The sequence below is a fragment of the Actinophytocola gossypii genome (genome assembly GCF_025165815.1).
Taxonomy (GTDB): Bacteria; Actinomycetota; Actinomycetes; order Mycobacteriales; family Pseudonocardiaceae; genus Actinophytocola; species Actinophytocola gossypii.
On the sequence record NZ_JAFFZE010000015.1, the window covers coordinates 355,009 to 372,625 of the forward strand.

Below are 17,617 nucleotides of genomic sequence, written 5' to 3' on the forward strand. Positions count from 1 at the left end.
CGTCAGCCGGCGACCAGCGCCGCCCGCAGCTGCGGCGTCAGGATCTGCCCGACCTGGTCCACCAGCACCGTCATCTCGTAGGCCACCTGTGAGATGTCGCAGTCCCGCACCGCGAGCACCGCCAGGCACGAGCCGTCCTTGATCGAGGTCAGCAGCAGCGCGCCGTGGTCCATCTCGACCACCGACCGCACCACCCGCTCGGCCCCGAGGCACTTGGCCGCGCCCAGGTTCAGGCTCACCATCCCGGCCGCGATCGCGGACATCTGCTGTGCGCGGTCCGTCGGCAGCCGGGCGGACGCGGCCAGCAGCAGCCCGTCGACCGAGACGACCACGGCGTGCGCCACCCCTGGCGTGTTCTCGGCGAAGTTGTCGACCAACCACCCGAACTGTCCGAGATGCGACTCATCGGTCACGGTCACGCCTCCTCCTTCCGGTTCCTGCTGTCACGGACTCCCGCCTGGAAACCGTTGAGGAAGCCGCGGGCTCGCGCGGCGTCCCGTTTCGCCGGTGCGCCCGGCGGCGGCCCACCCGTTCTCGGCACGAGCAGTTGGCCCTTCGGGACCCGTTTCGGCAGGCCGTCCGCGCCGGCCGTCGGCTGGGCCGGCGGCGTGGGCGGCGGTCCCGGTGCCGGTCCGCGCAGTGGGCGACGCAGCCAGGTGAACTCGTCCGCGGCCGGAGGCGCGGGGGACGCGGGCAGGGCGTCCACCGGGGTGTGCGCGGTGAACAGGATCGACGCCGGGGTGCGGGCCGACGGGAACTCGGGCACGCGCACGTGGATCCCGGCCAGCTCCAGCCGGCCGGCCACGTTGCCGGACCGCTCCTGTTCCGGGGCGGGGCCGGGCGCGGGGATCGGCACCGGCGCCGGGCCGGCCACCAGCCCGGCCGGCACGTGCACCGACGCGCACAGGCCCTGGTCCTCGCGCCGGCGCAGGCTCGCCGACACGCCGTGCTTGGCGGTCAGCCGACCGACCACGAACAGGCCCATCTGCCGCGAGATCGGCACGTCGACCCCGCCGCCCGCGGCGACCCGCTCGTTGGCCTCACGCAGCTCCGCGTCGGCCATCCCGACGCCCTGGTCCAGGATCTCCACCCGCAGCGAGCCGTCCGCGTCCAGCCTGCTCTCCACGACGACCTGGCTGTCCGGCGGGGAGAACGTGGTGGCGTTCTCGATCAGCTCGGCCACCGAGCGGATCAGGTCGCCCGCCGCGTAGCCGACGATCCGCACGCCGGGCGCGGACCGAACCAGCGCCCGCTGGTAGTGCTCCACCTCGGACACCGCGGCGCGCAGCACGTCCGACAACGGGACGGGCTCGGTGAACCGCCTGCCAAGCACCGCGCCGGAGAGCACCATCAGGTTCTCGTTGTTGCGGCGCATCCGGGTGGCGAGGTGGTCGATCCGGAACAGGTTCGCCAGCTGCTCCGGGTCGTCGGCCTTCTGCTCCAGCTGTTCGAGCTGCTTGAGCTGGCGCTCCACCAGGCCCTGGCTGCGCCGGGACAGGTTCAGGAAGATGTTGGACAGGTCGCTGCGCAGCTCCGCCTCGTCGCCCGCCGACCGCACCGCCTGCTCGTGCACCATGTCGAACGCCCGCGCGAGCTGGCCGAACTCCTCGGTGGTGCGCAGCGGCACCGGGTCGATGTGCACGCCGTCGGACTCGCCCGACCGGATGGCCGTGACCGCCGCCGGCAGCCGGTTGGACGCCACGTCGAGCACCGTGCGGCGCAGCGTGCCGAGCGAGCGCAGCAGGTACCGGCCGAGACCGCCGCCGATGCCGGCCGCCAGCAGCACCAGCGTCAGCAGCAGCACCGACTCCGCGCCGGCCCGGTCGCTGACGCTGTCGGCGAGCCGCCGCGACTCGGCGCGCAGGTCGGCCGCGGCGCCCTCGCTGACCCGGTTCATCAGCCCGGCGGTGGCGGTGGACACCGCGTCCCACTCGGTCAGGGTGAACCGGGGCGCGGCCGAGTCGGCGGCGCCGACCAGCAGCTTCCGGTCGGCCACCGCGCTGCCGGCCACCGTGGACTCGTACAGCGCGCGCAGCGGTTCCGGGGCCACCGCCCGGAAGTCGCGCAGGTTCTCCTCCAGCCGGATGTCCGCCTCGACGATCAGCTCGCGTTCGCCGGGGGAGAGCCGGCCGTCGCGCATGCCGAGCAGCCCGGCCGCGTGCTGCACGCCGACCTGCTCGCGCACCGCCTGCAGCTCGTTGAGCGCGATCGACGTGCTGGCCAGCCGCTCGTCCGGGAAACGGCCGACGAGCGCGCGGTCGAACTCCAGCACCGCGTTGGTGACCGCGTTGTAGGAGCTCAGGATCACCGCCGGGTCGCCGCCCTCGGCCACCCGGTCGCGGACGTAGGGGAGCAGGGCGAGTGCGCCGAGCACGTTGGCGTGCCGCGCGGTCGCGTTCCGGCCGAGGTCGGGCGCTCGGTGCAGGGCGGCCTGGGCGAGGTCGACCGACGAGTCGGTGAGGTTCGCGAACCTGGTCAGGTCCTCGCCGCCGCGGGCGGCCTCGTTGCGCTCGTCCTGCATCGCCTCGAGAGCCCGGCCGAGCTCGACCCGCAGCGCGGCCACCCGCTCGATCTCGTCGTAGGACTCGGCGAGCTCGACGTCCGCGTTCACCCGCAGCACACCGAGCACCAGCGCGCCGACGACCGGAACCACCAGCACCGCCGCCAACTTGACCAGCAGCGGCCAGTTCCGCCACTGGGCGACCGCTGCCCACGCCCGGTTCACGAGTGCTACCTCCTGGCGCGACGGCCCGGATCGATGATTTTCACAAACTTAGGGAGACGGTGACAATCAGTACAAGAGCTGATTACGCCACCGGACGTACACGCTCCGTGGTACACCGATGGGAAAGAAGGTTCCGGTATACCGGCGGATTCGGTTACCTTTCCGCCGAAACGTGCGGCCGCGATCACCTCTTGACGCGCTGGCTACGCTTTCGGGCATCTCGCGAAAGGGCTCCGCATGACTCGAATGTCCTCCTTTACGCGCGCGCCGGAAAGCGATTACCTCGTCGATCCGACCGGCGCACCGGACTTCGCGGCCCTGCGTGCCCAGCCGGAGTTCGTGGCGCTGCGCCGCCGGATCGTGCGGTTCGTGTTCCCCGCCTCGGCGCTGTTCCTGTGCTGGTACCTGACCTACGTGCTGCTCGCCGCGTACGCGCCGGACCTGATGGCCGTGCGGGTGTTCGGCTCGGTGAACGTCGGGATGCTGCTCGGGCTGTCCCAGTTCGCCAGCACCGTGCTGATCATGGTGCTGTACTCGCGGTTCGCCCGCCGTCGAATGGATCCGGCGGTCGAGGCGCTGAAGGAGCGGGCGGGGGCGCGCCGATGACCGGCGACCCCATCCTGAACATCACCATCTTCCTCGTCATCGTCGTCGTCACCCTGCTGGTCGTGTACCGGGTCAGCAGTCGCAACACCACGACCGCCGACTACTACGCCGCGGGCGGCGCGTTCAGCGGAATGCAGAACGGCGTCGCGCTCTCCGGCGACTACCTGTCGGCCGCGTCGTTCCTCGGGGTCGCCGGATTCATCGCCGCGCACGGCTACGACGGGTTCCTCTACTCGATCGGCTTCCTCGTCGCCTGGCTGATCCCGCTGCTGCTGCTCGCCGAACGGGTCCGCAACGTCGGCCGGTTCACCATGGGCGACGTGCTCAGCTTCCGCATGCGGCAACGGCCGGTGCGCGCGGCGGCCGCCTACTCGACCCTGGTGATCTCCTCGTTCTACCTGCTCGCGCAGATGTCCGGGGCCGGCGTGCTGGTCGCGTTGCTGCTCGACGTGCGGTCCACCGGCGGGCAGGCGCTGGTGATCGTCGGCGTGGGCGCCATCATGATCTTCTACGTGCTGGTCGGCGGCATGAAGGGCACCACCTGGGTGCAGATCATCAAGGCCAGCCTGCTGCTGCTGTGCGTGCTGATGCTCAGCGTGTTCATCCTGGGCAAGTTCGGGTTCAGCCTGTCGAACCTGCTCGACCGTGCCGCCGCCAACAACGCGCACGGCGAGGCGGTGTTCGCGCCGGGCACGGAGTACGGGGAGAGCGGGACGACCAAGCTCGACTTCGTGTCGCTGTCGCTCGCGCTGGTGCTCGGCGCCGGCGCGCTGCCGCACGTGCTGATGCGGTTCTACACCGTGCCGGACGCGTTCCAGGCCCGCCGCTCGGTGATCGCGGCCATCTGGGCGATGGTGCTGTTCTACCTGGCCACGCTGGTCATCGGCTACGGGGCCAGTGCGATCGTCGGGTCGGCGGCGATCGAGGCGGCGCCCGGCGGGGAGAACTCGGCGGTGCCGCTGCTGGCGTTCGAGGTCGGCGGCGCGGTGCTGCTGGCGATCGTGGCGGCGGTGGCGTTCACGACGATCCTCGCGGTGGTCGCCGGGCTGACGCTGACCGCGTCGGCGTCGTTCGCGCACGACGTGTACGCCAACGTGCTCAAACACGGCAGGCCCAAGCCGGGAGCGGAGCTGCGGGTCGCGCGGATCACCGCGGTGGTGATCGGCTGCCTGTCGATCGCCGGCGGGATCCTCGCCCTCGGGCAGAACGTCGCGTCCCTGGTGGCGCTGGCGTTCGCGATCGCCGCGTCGGCGAACCTGCCGACGATCCTCTACACCCTGTTCTGGCGGCGGTTCAACACCACCGGTTCGCTGTTCTCGATGTACGGCGGGCTCGGCTCGTGCCTGGTGCTGATCGTGTTCTCGCCGGTGTTCTCCGGGACCAGCACCTCGATCTTCGAGGACGTGGACTTCCACCTGTTCCCGCTGAGCAACCCGGGCATCGTGTCCATCCCGTTGTCGTTCCTGCTCGGCTACCTCGGCACGGTGCTCAGCGCCGAACGTGCCGATGCCGGTCGGTCGGACCAGTTGGAGGTCCGCTCGGTGACCGGCATCGGCGCGCGGTGAGGGGCTACCTCAGCACGTCAGGTCAGCACATCGTGGTGGCCATGACGGCCTCCGGACTGGCCCACGAGGCGCAGCCCTCGTAGGAGTGGCCGTACCAGTTGTGGCCGAACTCGTGCGCGGCGAGCAGCGCGGGGTCGTTCACCGCGCCCGGGAACAGCTTGATCAGCTGTCCCATGCCGTAGTTGCACCCGACGACGATCAACTGTCCGTCCACGAGCACCTCGACCGGCTCGAACCCGCAGTCGGTGATCGCCGAGTTCTGGCACTCGACCGGGGTGCCGCCACCCTCGGTGACGTCGCCCCAGTAGTTCGCGCCCTGGCGGATCGGGCTCTCCCAACCGCCGCAGGACGGCATGATCGTGTACGACCAGGCCATCGGGGCCGACTCCTGCACGGGCGCGCCGTGGTCGGAATGTCCCGCCGCGTGATCGTCCGTGGTCGCGGCCCCGGTCGCCGGCGCACCGAGCACACCGAGAGCGACCGCCGCGGAGAACGCCAGAACCAGCTTCGTTGCCAGCTTCAGCATCGCATCTCCTGTCGTGATAAATTGACAGCAATTCAGTAGCAGGGTTTAACTGATTAAAATGCGATGGGTATTTTATGCCCAAGCGAAGTCAAAAGTACCGGCCCGCGAAAAGCGGGCACAACCTACGAAAGTAGGGCCGGTGCGAGGTGGTCGGGGCAGGTCCGTACACTGTCGAGCCGACCAGTATTGGAGGCGTGGTCAGGTGTGGTCCCACCTGGATTGGCTTGAGGCCGAGAGCATCGACATCATGCGCGAGGCGGTCGCGGAGAGCGAGCGTCCGGTGCTGCTGTACTCGATCGGGAAGGACTCCTCGGTCCTGCTCCATCTGGCGAGAAAGGCGTTCTATCCGTCCAAGCCGCCGTTCCCGTTGCTGCACGTAGACACCACCTGGAAGTTCCGGGAGATGATCGAGTTCCGGGACCGCACGGCGGCCGAGCACGGGCTCGAGTTGATCGTGCACCAGAACCCGGAGTGCATCGCTCTCGGTATCAACCCCTTCGAGCACGGCTCGGCGACGCACACCGACATGTGGAAGACCCAGGGGCTGCGCCAGGCGCTGGACAAGCACCGCTTCGACCTGGCCTTCGGCGGCGCCCGCCGCGACGAGGAGGCGTCCAGGGCCAAGGAGCGGGTGTTCTCGTTCCGCACCGCGGACCACCGCTGGGAGCCGCGCGCCCAGCGCCCCGAGCTGTGGCGGCTCTACAACGCGCGCAAGGCACCGGGCGAGAGCATCCGGGTGTTCCCGCTGTCCAACTGGACCGAGCTCGACGTGTGGCAGTACATCGAGCGCGAGGAGATCCCCGTCGTCCCGCTGTACCTGGCCGCCCGCCGGCCCGTGGTCGAGCGCGACGGCACGCTGATCATGGTCGACGACGACCGGATGCCGCTGGCCGAGGGCGAGACCCCGCGCGAGGAGCTGGTGCGCTTCCGTACGCTCGGCTGCTACCCGCTGACCGGCGCGGTCCCCAGCACGGCGACCACGCTGCGTGAGGTCATCGAGGAGACCGTCGGCGCCACCACCTCGGAGCGCCAGGGCCGGGTGATCGACCGCGACCAGTCGGGATCGATGGAGCGCAAGAAGCGGGAGGGGTACTTCTGATGGGGCTTCTTCGGTTCATCACCTGCGGCAGCGTCGACGACGGCAAGAGCACGCTGATCGGCCGGCTGCTGTACGACACCCGCCAGCTGCACGCCGACCAGCTCGCCACCCTCACCGCCGACTCCAAGCGGCGCGGCTCCGACCTGGACCTGTCGCTGCTGGTCGACGGCCTGCTCGCCGAGCGTGAGCAGGGCATCACGATCGACGTGGCGTACCGGTACTTCGCCACCGAGAACCGCACGTTCATCGTCGCCGACACCCCCGGCCACGAGCAGTACACCCGCAACATGGTCACCGGCGCCTCCACCGCCGACGCCGCGGTGATCCTGCTCGACGCGCGCAAGGGCGTGCTGCGCCAGACCCGCCGGCACAGCCACATCGTGTCGCTGCTCGGCATCCGCCGGGTCGCGCTCGCCGTGAACAAGATCGACCTCGTCGGCTACGACCAGCAGACGTTCGACCGGATCGCCGAGGAGTACCGCGAGTTCGCGACGAGCATCGGCATCGACGAGGTCGCCTGCATCCCGGTGTCCGCGCTGGAGGGCGCCGGCGTCGCCACCCAGGCGGAGCGGGAGATGCCCTGGTACGACGGCCCGACGCTGCTCGGCTGGCTGGAGAACGTGGCCGTCGAGGACGAGCGCCGGTCCGACCCGTTCCGGATGATCGTGCAGTGGGTGAACCGCCCGGACTCCGAGTTCCGCGGCGTCTCCGGCGCGATCCTCGGCGGCACCGTCCGCCCGGGCGACACGGTCAGCGTGTTCCCCGGCGAGCACAAGACGACCGTCTCCCGCGTGGTCACCTTCGACGGCGACCTGGACGAGGCCGTGGCCGGCCAGTCGGTCACCGTGGTCCTGGCAGACGACCTCGACGTCAGCCGCGGCTCCGTGCTGGCCGCCGGCGACCCGCCCGCGGTGGCCGACGCGGCCCAGGCCGACCTGATCTGGATGGGCGAGCAGGAGATGCTCCCCGGCCGGCGGTACCTGGCCAAGATCGGCGCCACGACCGTCGGGCTCACCATCGAGCAGCCCAAGCACCGGCTCGACGTCGACACCGGCGCCCGCCTCGCGGCGAAGACCCTGCACCTGAACGAGATCGGGCTGGGCAACGTCCACTTCGACCAGCCGGTCGCGCTCGACCCGTACCGGGCCAACCGCGACCTCGGCGGGTTCATCGTCATCGACCGCCTCTCCAACGCCACGGTCGGCGCCGGCCTGGTGCGCTACCCGCTGCGCCGCTCGACCAACGTGCAGTGGCAGGAGATGTCGGTCGACAAGGACAAGCGCGCCGAGCTGAACGGCCACCGCGGGTGTGTCGTCTGGTTCACCGGCCTGTCCGGCGCTGGCAAGTCGACGATCGCGAACCTGGTCGAGCAGCGGCTGTACGCGCAGGGCCGGCACACGTTCACCCTCGACGGCGACAACGTGCGGCACGGCCTGAACAAGGACCTCGGCTTCACCGACGCCGACCGGGTGGAGAACGTGCGCCGGGTCGGCGAGGTCGCCGGGCTGATGGTGCAGGCCGGGCTGATCGTGCTGGTGTCGTTCATCTCGCCGTTCCGCGCCGAGCGCAACCTCGCCCGCGGCATCGTCGAGGACGGCGAGTTCTGCGAGGTCCACGTGGACACCCCGCTGGAGCTCGCCGAGAGCCGCGACCCGAAGGGCCTCTACGCCAAGGCACGCCGGGGGGAGCTGCCGAACTTCACCGGCATCGACTCCCCGTACGAGGCCCCGGAGCACCCGGAGGTCCGGGTCGACACGAGCGCCCTGTCCGCCGAGGAGGCCGCCGACGCGGTCCTGGCCAGGCTGCACGAGCTCGGCGTCTGCTGACCTGTGTCGACCTGACACACACCCGGCCCGGTGTCGGTGGTGGTCGGCCACCTTGTCCGCGAGCGCGGCACGGGGGACGGTAGGGCGTCCCCGGTGTCGTGGTTCGCGGAGGTGGACGTATGCCCGGTCCGGTCGGTCGTGCGGTGCCCGTCACCGGCGGGGAGCTGTGGGTCCACGTCTGGGGCGAGCCCGACGCTGAGCCGGTGCTCGCGGTGCACGGGATCACCGCCTCCGGGATGGCCTGGAACGCGGTCGCCGACCGGCTGAGCACGCCGATGGTCGCGCCCGACCTGCGCGGACGCGGTCGCAGTGTGGCCGCCGGTCCGTACGGCATGGCCGGGCACGCCGAGGACTGCGTGCGGGTGCTCGACGCGCTCGGGATCGAGCGGGCCCGCGTCGTGGGGCACTCGATGGGCGGGTTCGTCGCCGCCGTGTTCGCCCACCGGCACCCCGACCGGGTCGCCCGGCTCGTGCTCGTGGACGGGGGAGCGCCGCTCGCCGCCCCGGACGGTGACCCGGACGCCCTCCTCGGACCCGCCGCCGAGCGACTGCGGATGACGTTCCCCAGCCGCGACGCCTACCGGGACTTCTGGCGCGCGCACCCCGCCTTCCGGGACTGGTCGCCGGCCGTCGAGGCGTACGTGGACCACGACCTCGGCCCGGACGGGCGCAGCCGGGTCGCCGAGGAGGCCATGCGCGCCGATTTCGTCGACCTGCACCACGGCGCCGCCGGCCGGGACGCCTTCGCCGCGCTGCCGGAGGGCACGCCGTTCCTGCGGGCCGAGCGCGGCCTGCTCGACGAGGTTCCGCCGCTCTACCCCGACCCGCCGCCCGGCCTCGACGTCCGCAGCGTGCCGGACAGCAACCACTACTCGATCCTGTTCGCCCACGCCGGTGTCGTCGCCGCCGCGCTGGACTGAGACGGAGCCCCGATGCGCAGAATCCTGGCCGTCGTGACGCTGGCCGCCGCGTTGCTCGTACCCACCTCCGTGCCCACCACCGCGTCCGCCGACCCCGCGCACCTCACGCTCGAGGCCACCTTCACCGACGTCGCCAACGGGTGGGCGAAGGTCGACCGGTACCGCGACACCACGCCCGGCTTCCGCGACGAGCAGTACCCGCCGGACGGCCGGGGCGACCAGGACGGCCAGCGGCGCACGTTCTTCGGCTCCGCCCGGCCGTCCTCCGCCGAGTTCCTGCTGTATTCCGCGCCAGGCTGGAACACCGGCACCAGGACCACCCCGGTGCTGCTCGTGCACGGCGCCAACGACAACCCGGACCGCGCCTGGGCCAACCCGAACGAGTCCGGCGGCTTCGGCTGCGGCTCGGCCACCTGTCCGTCCACCGGTCTCATGCAGTACCTCGCCGCCCGCGGCCACCGCGTGTTCGCCATCGGGTTCGCGCACAAGCAGGGCGACAACCTCCAGCAGGCCCAGCAGGTCGGCGACGCCGTCGCGGTCATCCGCGCCCGGCCCGGCGTCGCGAAGGTCGACGTGGTCGGCTGGAGCAAGGGGATGATGTCCGCCAGGATGTACGTCGCCTCGGTGAAGCCGGCCTGGGGCCGGAACTACGCGGGCGACGTCCGCCGGCTGGTCACCCTCGGCGGCCCGAACGGCGGCTACGACTACCCGTTCGCGCACGGCTGGGCGCACGACTTCTCCGTCTGGCCCGAGTGCGGCGGCGCGATCAACGCCCCCAGCCCGCACACCCACATGACCTGTTACGGGCGGTACACCCACCACCCGGAGCTGTCCATCACCCCGGCCGGCGGTCACGACGCCTACCCCGGTCAGCGGCAGATGCTGGCCCGCTGGGACGGCGTGTACGGCATCAACACGTCCACACAGGACTGGTACACCACCTACCACGGCGGCCAGGGCTTCTACACCGCGGGCCCCGGCATCCAGGCCGCCATCGACGCCGGCTCGCTGATCGACGAGATCCAGTCCACGCCGACCCCCGCCGGCGTGCCGGTGTACCTGCTCGCCGGCGGCGCCCCCACGATCGTGGGCGTCTGGAACGAGACCCGAGGCCCCAGCGACGGCGTCGTGTTCGTCGCCAGCGCGCTGGACACCACCGGCGTCGCCACCGTCGGCGCCACCAAGCTCGTCGCCTCGGCCAACCACCTCCAGCTCGGCTGGGCCACCTCGGTCATGTCGACCGTCGCCGGCTGGCTCGCGTGAAAGGGAACCCCATGCCGCTCCCCGGGATCACCGCCCGCCGCGTGCCGACCGACCGGTTGCGCGTCAACGTCCTGGAGGTCGACGGCCGGGCCGGCACCCCCGTGGTCTTCGTACACGGCAACGTGTCCTCCAGCCTGTTCTGGCAGCGGGCCATGCTCGACCTGCCGGCGGAGTACCGGCCGGTCGCGGTCGACCTGCGCGGCTTCGGCGACACCGAGCCGCTGCCGGTCGACGCCACCCGGGGCGTGCGGGACTACGCCGACGACGTCGCCGCGCTCGTGGCCGCCCTCGACCTCGGCCCGGTGCACCTGGTCGGCTGGAGCATGGGCGGCGGCGTCGTGCTCCAGCTGCTGCGCGACCGGCCGACCGGCGTGCGCACCGTGACCCTGGTGAACCCGGTGTCGCCCTACGGGTTCGGTGGCACCCGAGGCGCCGACGGCGAGCCCTACGACGACGCGGGCACCGGCGCGGGCGGCGGCGCGGCCAACCCGGACTTCGTGCGGCTGCTGGCCGAGGGCGACCGCAGCGACGGCTCACCGCTCTCGCCCCGCCAGGTGCTGCTGACCTACTACGTCAAGCCGCCGTTCCACCCTGAGCACACCGACACGTTCGTCGAGTCGATGCTCTCCACCCGCACCGGCGACGCGCACTACCCGGGCGACGCGGTGCCCTCGGACGCCTGGCCCGGGGTCGCCGCCGGCCGCTCCGGCGTGCTGAACACCATGTCCCCCAACCACTTCCGCCTCGACGACCTGCACACCGTCGACCCCAAGCCGCCGATCCGCTGGATCAGGGGCGCCGACGACCAGATCGTGTCCGACACCTCCGTGTTCGACCTCGCGTTCCTCGGGTCGGCCGGTGCGCTGCCGGACTGGCCGGGCGCCGGCACCCGGCCGCCGCAGCCGATGGTCACCCAGACCCGCGCCGTCCTCGACCGCTACGCCGAGGCCGGCGGGACCTACGACGAGGTCGTGTTCACCGACTGCGGCCACAGCCCGCACGTCGAGCGGCCCGCCGAGTTCGACGCGGCGCTGCGGGAGATCCTCGCGAAGGACTGAAACCGGACGCTGCTGGGTACACCGGACGGCGTGAGTGACCGTGTGGTGGTGTTCGCGCCCTCGCCGCAGCTGACGGTGACCGTCGAGCAGGTGGAGGGCAGTCCCGACGTCCATGTGCACGCCGGCGGGCAGGGGTTCTGGCAGTCGCGGATGATCACCGCGCTCGGTTCGCCGGTGACCCTGTGCTGCGCGCTCGGCGGGGAGTCCGGCACGGTGCTCCGGCACCTGATGGCCGGCCCGAACATCGAGGTCCGCGCCCGCGAGGTGTCCGCCCGCAACGGCGCCTACGTGCACGACCGGCGCGAGGGCGACCGGGAGCCGCTGGTGGAGATGGCGCCGGACAAGCTCAGCCGGCACGAGCTCGACGACCTGTACGAGCTGACCGTGGTGGCCGCGATCGAGTCCGGCACCGCCGTGCTGAGCGGGTCGGCCGACACCGCGACCGAGGAGGTCGTGCCGGTGTCGGTGTACGAGCGGCTCACCGCCGACCTCGTCCGCAACGGCTGCCGGGTCGTCGTCGACCTCGCCGGTGCGCGGCTGGCCTCGGCGCTGAAGGCCACCCCGACCGTGGTCAAGATCGCCCACGACGAGTGTCAGGAGGACGGTCGGGCCGAGTCCGCGGAGCTGCCGGACCTGCTGGCCGCGGCGAAGGACATCGCCAGGGGTGGGGTGGACCTGGTCGTGGTCTCCCGCGCCGCCGACCCGACGATCGCGGTGTACGGCGGGAACGCGGTGACCGTGACCGCGCCGGCGCTGGACCCGGTCGACACCCGGGGCGGCGGCGACTCGATGACCGCCGGCATCGCGGCCGCCTTCGCGCAGGGCGCGGACATCGACACGGCCCTGCGGCTCGGCGCGGCCGCCGGCGCGCTCAACATCACCCGCCACGGCCTGGGCACCGGCGGCGGCGAGGCGGTCCGCGTGCTGGCGGACCGGGTGCGGATCGAGCCCATCGGGGAGAAGGATTCATGACGCCGAAGGTGCTGGTGACCAACGACGACGGCATCGACTCGCCCGGTCTGCACGCGTTGGTCCGGTGCGCGTTGGACCTCGGCTGGTCGCCGGTGGTCGCCGCGCCGACCACGGAGTCGAGTGGTACCAGCGCCGGGCTGACCGCGGCCAAGGACGCCCGCCAGGTCGCGATCGACCGCCGCCGACGGCTGCCCGGCCTGGAGGACGTGCCCGCGTACGCGGTCGCCGCGCACCCCGGCCTGATCGCGTTGATCGCCTGCCACGACGGGTTCGGCGAGCGGCCGGACCTGTTGCTGTCCGGGGTGAACCGGGGTGCCAACGTCGGGCGCGCGATCCTGCATTCCGGCACGGTCGGCGCCGCGCTCACCGCGGGCGTCAACGGCGTTCGCGCGGTCGCCGTCTCGCTCGACACCGAGATGGAGGACGAGCCGGAGCGGCACCACTGGCTCACCGCGAGCTCGGTCGCCACCGGCCTGCTGCCGATGGTCGCCGAGCTGCCGAAGGGCACGGTGATCAACGTGAACGTGCCCGACCGCCCGGCCGGCGAGATCGGCGAGCTGCGCTGGGGGCCGCTGGCCAGCTACGGCCGGGTGCAGAGCAAGGTGACCCAGCTGCGCGACGAGCTGATCGAGGTCGGCAGCGTGGTGGTCGAGGGTGAGCTGGAGGCGGGCACCGACGCGGCCATGCTGGCCGACGGCCACGCCACCGCCACTCCACTGAGCCCGGTCATGGAGCACGACATGCTGCTGCGACAACTCGGCGCGTCTCGGCTGTGAGACATGTAACGGGCCCGTGGTCCACGGCGATGTCCCGGTTGCCCCCGCGGTGCTGGCGGACCCCCGACCTGGCAGCACCGCGGGGGTTCGCCGTGTCCGGCCCCAGCAAGCTGCCGACCGCAACTTGCTCCCCAAGGATTCTTCACAATTAGGGGTGGGTCGATCGTCGCCGAGTCGGCTTGGAATACTTCCCGGTGCTTGCTAATCTTCGCATCTGATAGTCGCATTCGCGGCATCTTCTCGGAAGGGCTCCTCGATGGCACAAAAAGTTCTGGTCCAACTGGTAGACGATCTGACCGGTGAGGCCTCGGACGACATCTCCACCGTCCTGTTCGGACTGGACGGTGCCAACTATGAGATCGACCTCACCGAGGAGAACGCCGAGCGGTTGCGTGCCACCCTCGCCGAGTACGTCGGGTCCGCGCGGCGCACCGGCGGCCGGGTGAAGCGCGGAACCCGCCCCAGCACCGGCGGCGGCGCCAACGGCGAGGCCGGCCAGGTCCGCGAGTGGGCGGCGGAGAACGGCTTCGAACTGTCCGCCCGCGGTCGCATTCCCGGCCACGTCCTGGACGCCTACAAAGAGGCCCAGAGCGCCGAGAAGCCCGCGAAGCGCCGCTCCCGCAAGAAGGCCTGACCGGCATTCCGGGCCGAATTCGGCTCGGAACGCCACAATTAGCCGTCGAGGACCGTGCCGTCCACGACCCGGAGATGCCGGGTCGTGTGCACGGCCTCGAGCATGCGGCGGTCGTGCGTGACCAGCAGAAGTGTGCCGGGATAGCTCGCCAGCGCCGACTCCAGCTGTTCGATGGCCGGCAGGTCCAGGTGGTTCGTCGGCTCGTCCAGCACGAGCAGGTTCACCCCGCGCGCCTGCAGCAGCGCCAGCGCGGCCCTGGTGCGCTCGCCGGGGGAGAGGCTGTCGGCCGCGCGCAGCACGTGCGCGGCGGTCAGACCGAACTTCGCCAGCAGCGTGCGCAGCTCGCTCGGCGCCTGGTCCGGCAGCTCGGCCTCGAACGCCGCCAGCAGGGTCCGGCCCCCGGTGAACAGCGCGCGGGCCTGGTCGACCTCGCCGACCCGCACGCCGGGTCCGAGTGAGGCGTGCCCCTCGGCCGGCTCGACCCGGCCGAGCAGCACCGCGAGCAGGGTCGACTTCCCGGCGCCGTTCGCGCCGGTGATGGCGACCTTGTCCGCCCAGTCGATCTGCAGGTCGACCGGGCCGAGGGTGAAGGAACCGCGCCGCACGACCGCGCCCCGCAGCGCCGCGACCACCGCACCGGCGCGCGGGGCCGCGGCGATCTCCATCCGCAGCTCCCACTCCTTGCGCGGCTCCTCGACGACCTCCAGCCGCTCGATGAGCCGGTCGGTCTGCCTGGCCTTCGCGGCCTGCTTCTCGGTCGCCTCGATCCGGCCCTTGCGTGCGATCTTGTCGTTGTCGGGTGCCTTGCGGCGCGCGTTGCGCACGCCCTTGTCCATCCACGCGCGCTGGGTGCGGGCCCGCAGTTCCAGGCTCGCCCTGGTCTCGGCGTACTCCGCGTAGCGCTCGCGGGCGTGCCGCCTGGCCACCTCGCGCTCGGCCAGGTACGAGTCGTAGCCGCCGCCGTAGGTGTTCACCCGCTGCTGGTGCAGGTCCAACTCGACCACGCCGGTCACCGTGCGGGCCAGGAACTCCCGGTCGTGGCTGACCAGCACGGTCGCCGCGCGCAGGCCGGCGACGAACGTCTCCAGCCGGGCGAGACCGTCCAGGTCCAGGTCGTTGGTCGGCTCGTCGAGCAGGAACACGTCGTACCGGGACAGCAGCAGTGACGCCATCCCCGCGCGGGCGGCCTGCCCGCCGGACAGCGACGGCATCGGCGCGTCCAGCCCGACGGTGAGCCCCAGGTCCGCCGCCACCTCGGCCATCCGCTCGTCGAGGTCGGCGCCGCCGAGCGCGAGCCACCGCTCCAGCGCCTCCGCGTACGCCTCGTCCGCGCCGGGCCGCTCCGCCGACAGTGCCTCGGTTGCGGTGTCCAGCGCGGCCTGGGCGGCGGTGACGCCGGTGCGCCGTCCGAGGAACGCGCGCACGGTCTCCGCCGGCCTGCGGTCCGGCTCCTGCGGCAGGTAGCCGACGGTCGCGGTCGACGGGCTCAGCGACACCGAGCCCTCCTCGGCCGGCAACAGCCCGGCCAGCGTGCGCAGCAGCGTCGACTTCCCGGCCCCGTTCACGCCGACGAGCCCGAGCACGTCCCCCGGCGCGACGACGAGGTCGAGCCCGGAGAACAGCACCCGGTCCCCGTGCCCCGCCGCCAGGCCCTTGGCCACCAGAGTTCCCACCCCGTCATTGTCACGGCTCGTGCCTGCGGCCGATCAGCGGAGGGTCCGATCGGAGGTTCCGGGCCGCGATCCGGTGTGGTTCACTCTGAATCGTGACAGAACAGCGCCGTTCCGGTCTGCGAGCGGACCTGCGTGCCGCCGTGCCGGACGCGAGCGCGGCACTCGTCGTCACGCTGGCGATCTTCGTGTGGCTCTACATCCGGGTACGTCAGGGCACCTCGGCGACCGTCGCGGTGATGCCGATGATGGCCGACGCCAACCGGTTCTGGGTGTACTTCCTGTCCCAGGCGTTCGGCTGGTCCGCGCTGCTGTGGGCATGGCTGACCACCATGCTGGGACTGGTCAGGGCCTCGGCCCGGCCGGCGTGGTCGCTGCCGGGCCGGTACTCCGCGGCCCGGGTCGAGCGCCTGCACCGGGCCACGAGCCTGACCACGATCGGGCTGATGTTCGCGCACGCGTTCCTGTTCTTCGTCGAGCTGGTGTGGTCCAACGACCACGGGCTCGGCTGGCTCGGCCGGGTCGGCAGCGCGTTCGCCGAGGCGTTCGTGCCGGGCGTGTACCCGTCGGGCACCGGTGTCGTGGCGATCCTGCTCGGCCTGCTCGCGTTCTACCTGGCGATCCCGCTGGGCCTGGCGTACTACCTGCGGAACCGGACCGGCGCGCGGGCCTGGCGGGTGCTGCACCGGTTCGTCATCGTGGTGTACGTGCTGAGCGTCTGGCACACCCTGCTCTACGGCACGAACGTGTGGTTCGACGGCTGGCCGAGGACCACGCTGTGGCTGTTGCAGGTCCCGGTCGCGGTGCTGCTGCTGGCCCGCCTGCTCGCCCCGGCCCGCCCGGCCGAGCGGTCCGGCCGCGCCATCGGGCCGCTGGAGGTCGCCCGGCGGGTGACCGCCCTGCTCGCGGTGGTGGCGACCACGGTCGTGCTCGTGCTGGTCGCGGTGTCCGGTGTGGACGGCGGGCGGACGCCGGGGGCGGAGAGCGCGCCGCTGAACGTCGAGCAGTGGATGCTCTGGGCCGGCACGGCGGTGCTGCTGGTCGCGATCGCGGTGGCGCTGCGGCTGGCGCGGCCGAGGGCCAGGGTGCCGGACCCGGTACGGAATCAGTGACGGGTCAGGTCGTCGAGCGCGGCTTGCGCGGACTTGCCGGTGAGGTCCCAGTCGACGGCGCCGAGCAGGAACGCGATGATCGCGTCGGCGAGGATGTTGGCGTTCTTCCAGCGGTAGGTGGCCTGGTCGTCCGGGTGCACGCGTTGACGCAGCAGGAAGCCGTCGAGCATGGCCTGCAGCACCGAGGAAGTCCGCTTGAACGTCCACTCCGGACGCATCACCAGGTCGAGGCCGTGCGCGAGCCGTCGGTAGATCTCCAGCCACACCCCGGTCGCCGCCCGGGAGGTGGGCAGCAGCGACCCGGCGAGCTGCGGGTGCCGGGGCAGCAGCGGCCCGAGGTGCAGGACCAGGTAGCTGCGCGGATGCCTGGACAGCTCGGCGAGCAGGTCGTCCGCCGCGGCGGAGATCAGCCGGGAGACCGACGCCGCGGGCGCGGGAACGAGCGGGTCCTGTTCCCGCAGCAGGGTGTAGACCACCGCGTCCGGCAGGAACTCCGCCCTGGTCGGCCACCGGTTGAAGAACGCGCGCCGGCTCGCGCGCTCGCCGGTCCAGGTCTGCGCCAGCCGGATGACGTCCTCGGCGCGCAGCCAGTCCAGGGCGGCGGGGAAACGGACGTGCCGCAGCCGCCGCGACTGGTGCGCGTCGACGGGCTCGGCCTGCAGGTACGTGTCGATCAGCTCGGCCGCCACGGCCAGGAACTGTTGTGCCGCGGCATCGTGGCGCGAGGGGCGTGTGCGCGGACCCACGCCGACCAGTGTGCGGGTCACGCGAGATCGAACACAGTCCGGCATCAGGGTGACGCACCTCTTACGGAACGTGCTTGCCGGAACTTCCACGCCGAGGTGTTCGTCTCGAAGGTGGATCA

Annotated in this window: 16 protein-coding genes; 11 read left to right on the forward strand and 5 right to left on the reverse strand. The window is 71.9% G+C overall.

Annotated elements, in window-relative coordinates; translation table 11 throughout:
- Positions 1-2: 2 nt before the first annotated feature.
- Entirely contained in the window at positions 3-419 is a 417-nt protein-coding gene (locus JT362_RS20570) for a roadblock/LC7 domain-containing protein (protein ID WP_260193082.1), read from the reverse strand.
- Entirely contained in the window at positions 416-2,725 is a 2,310-nt protein-coding gene (locus JT362_RS20575; RefSeq protein WP_260193083.1) for a sensor histidine kinase, read from the reverse strand. Before JT362_RS20575 ends, JT362_RS20570 begins: the two co-directional genes overlap by 4 nt.
- A gap of 246 nt (positions 2,726-2,971) precedes the next feature.
- Between JT362_RS20575 and JT362_RS20580 the strand changes: the two genes are divergently transcribed.
- Positions 2,972-3,331, forward strand: coding sequence for a DUF485 domain-containing protein (locus tag JT362_RS20580; protein ID WP_260193084.1), 360 nt, complete (start codon positions 2,972-2,974; stop codon positions 3,329-3,331).
- Positions 3,328-4,896, forward strand: a complete 1,569-nt coding sequence (locus tag JT362_RS20585) for a monocarboxylic acid transporter (RefSeq protein WP_260193085.1) — start codon at positions 3,328-3,330, stop codon at positions 4,894-4,896. Before JT362_RS20580 ends, JT362_RS20585 begins: the two co-directional genes overlap by 4 nt.
- 22 nt (positions 4,897-4,918) lie before the next feature.
- Here JT362_RS20585 and JT362_RS20590 read toward each other — a convergent pair whose 3' ends face one another.
- On the reverse strand, positions 4,919-5,422 hold the full coding sequence (locus tag JT362_RS20590; protein WP_260193087.1) for a hypothetical protein: 504 nt from the start codon (positions 5,420-5,422) through the stop codon (positions 4,919-4,921).
- A gap of 58 nt (positions 5,423-5,480) precedes the next feature.
- Between JT362_RS20590 and cysD the strand changes: the two genes are divergently transcribed.
- The 8 genes from cysD to JT362_RS20630 all read left to right on the forward strand — a co-directional run bounded on the left by cysD (position 5,481) and on the right by JT362_RS20630 (position 13,970).
- Positions 5,481-6,521, forward strand: coding sequence for a sulfate adenylyltransferase subunit CysD (cysD, locus tag JT362_RS20595; protein ID WP_260193089.1), 1,041 nt, complete (start codon positions 5,481-5,483; stop codon positions 6,519-6,521).
- Positions 6,521-8,347, forward strand: coding sequence for a sulfate adenylyltransferase subunit CysN (gene cysN, locus JT362_RS20600; RefSeq protein ID WP_260193090.1), 1,827 nt, complete (start codon positions 6,521-6,523; stop codon positions 8,345-8,347). Before cysD ends, cysN begins: the two co-directional genes overlap by 1 nt.
- 119 nt (positions 8,348-8,466) lie before the next feature.
- Entirely contained in the window at positions 8,467-9,267 is an 801-nt protein-coding gene (locus JT362_RS20605; RefSeq protein ID WP_260193091.1) for an alpha/beta fold hydrolase, read from the forward strand.
- A gap of 12 nt (positions 9,268-9,279) precedes the next feature.
- Complete coding sequence (locus JT362_RS20610; protein ID WP_260193092.1) at positions 9,280-10,530, forward strand: esterase/lipase family protein; 1,251 nt, start codon at positions 9,280-9,282, stop codon at positions 10,528-10,530.
- Between the two features lie 11 nt (positions 10,531-10,541).
- Entirely contained in the window at positions 10,542-11,588 is a 1,047-nt protein-coding gene (locus JT362_RS20615) for an alpha/beta hydrolase (RefSeq protein ID WP_260193093.1), read from the forward strand.
- A 30-nt stretch (positions 11,589-11,618) separates the two neighbouring features.
- Positions 11,619-12,560 (forward strand): PfkB family carbohydrate kinase, encoded by a 942-nt coding sequence (locus JT362_RS20620; protein WP_260193095.1) that lies wholly within the window; start codon positions 11,619-11,621, stop codon positions 12,558-12,560.
- Positions 12,557-13,336 carry a 5'/3'-nucleotidase SurE gene (gene surE, locus JT362_RS20625; RefSeq protein ID WP_260193096.1) on the forward strand — a complete coding sequence of 260 codons (780 nt, stop codon included), beginning with the start codon at positions 12,557-12,559 and terminating at the stop codon, positions 13,334-13,336. The genes JT362_RS20620 and surE overlap by 4 nt, the downstream gene beginning before the upstream one ends.
- 256 nt (positions 13,337-13,592) lie before the next feature.
- Positions 13,593-13,970 carry a histone-like nucleoid-structuring protein Lsr2 gene (locus JT362_RS20630; protein ID WP_260193097.1) on the forward strand — a complete coding sequence of 126 codons (378 nt, stop codon included), beginning with the start codon at positions 13,593-13,595 and terminating at the stop codon, positions 13,968-13,970.
- 38 nt (positions 13,971-14,008) lie between these two features.
- On the opposite strand, the gene JT362_RS20635 is transcribed toward JT362_RS20630, so the two are convergent.
- Positions 14,009-15,643, reverse strand: a complete 1,635-nt coding sequence (locus JT362_RS20635; protein WP_260193098.1) for an ABC-F family ATP-binding cassette domain-containing protein — start codon at positions 15,641-15,643, stop codon at positions 14,009-14,011.
- 92 nt (positions 15,644-15,735) lie between these two features.
- Between JT362_RS20635 and JT362_RS20640 the strand changes: the two genes are divergently transcribed.
- Complete coding sequence (locus JT362_RS20640; protein WP_260193100.1) at positions 15,736-16,752, forward strand: ferric reductase-like transmembrane domain-containing protein; 1,017 nt, start codon at positions 15,736-15,738, stop codon at positions 16,750-16,752.
- On the opposite strand, the gene JT362_RS20645 is transcribed toward JT362_RS20640, so the two are convergent.
- Positions 16,746-17,498 carry a hypothetical protein gene (locus tag JT362_RS20645; RefSeq protein ID WP_260193101.1) on the reverse strand — a complete coding sequence of 251 codons (753 nt, stop codon included), beginning with the start codon at positions 17,496-17,498 and terminating at the stop codon, positions 16,746-16,748. The genes JT362_RS20640 and JT362_RS20645 overlap by 7 nt on opposite strands.
- Positions 17,499-17,617 lie beyond the last annotated feature (119 nt).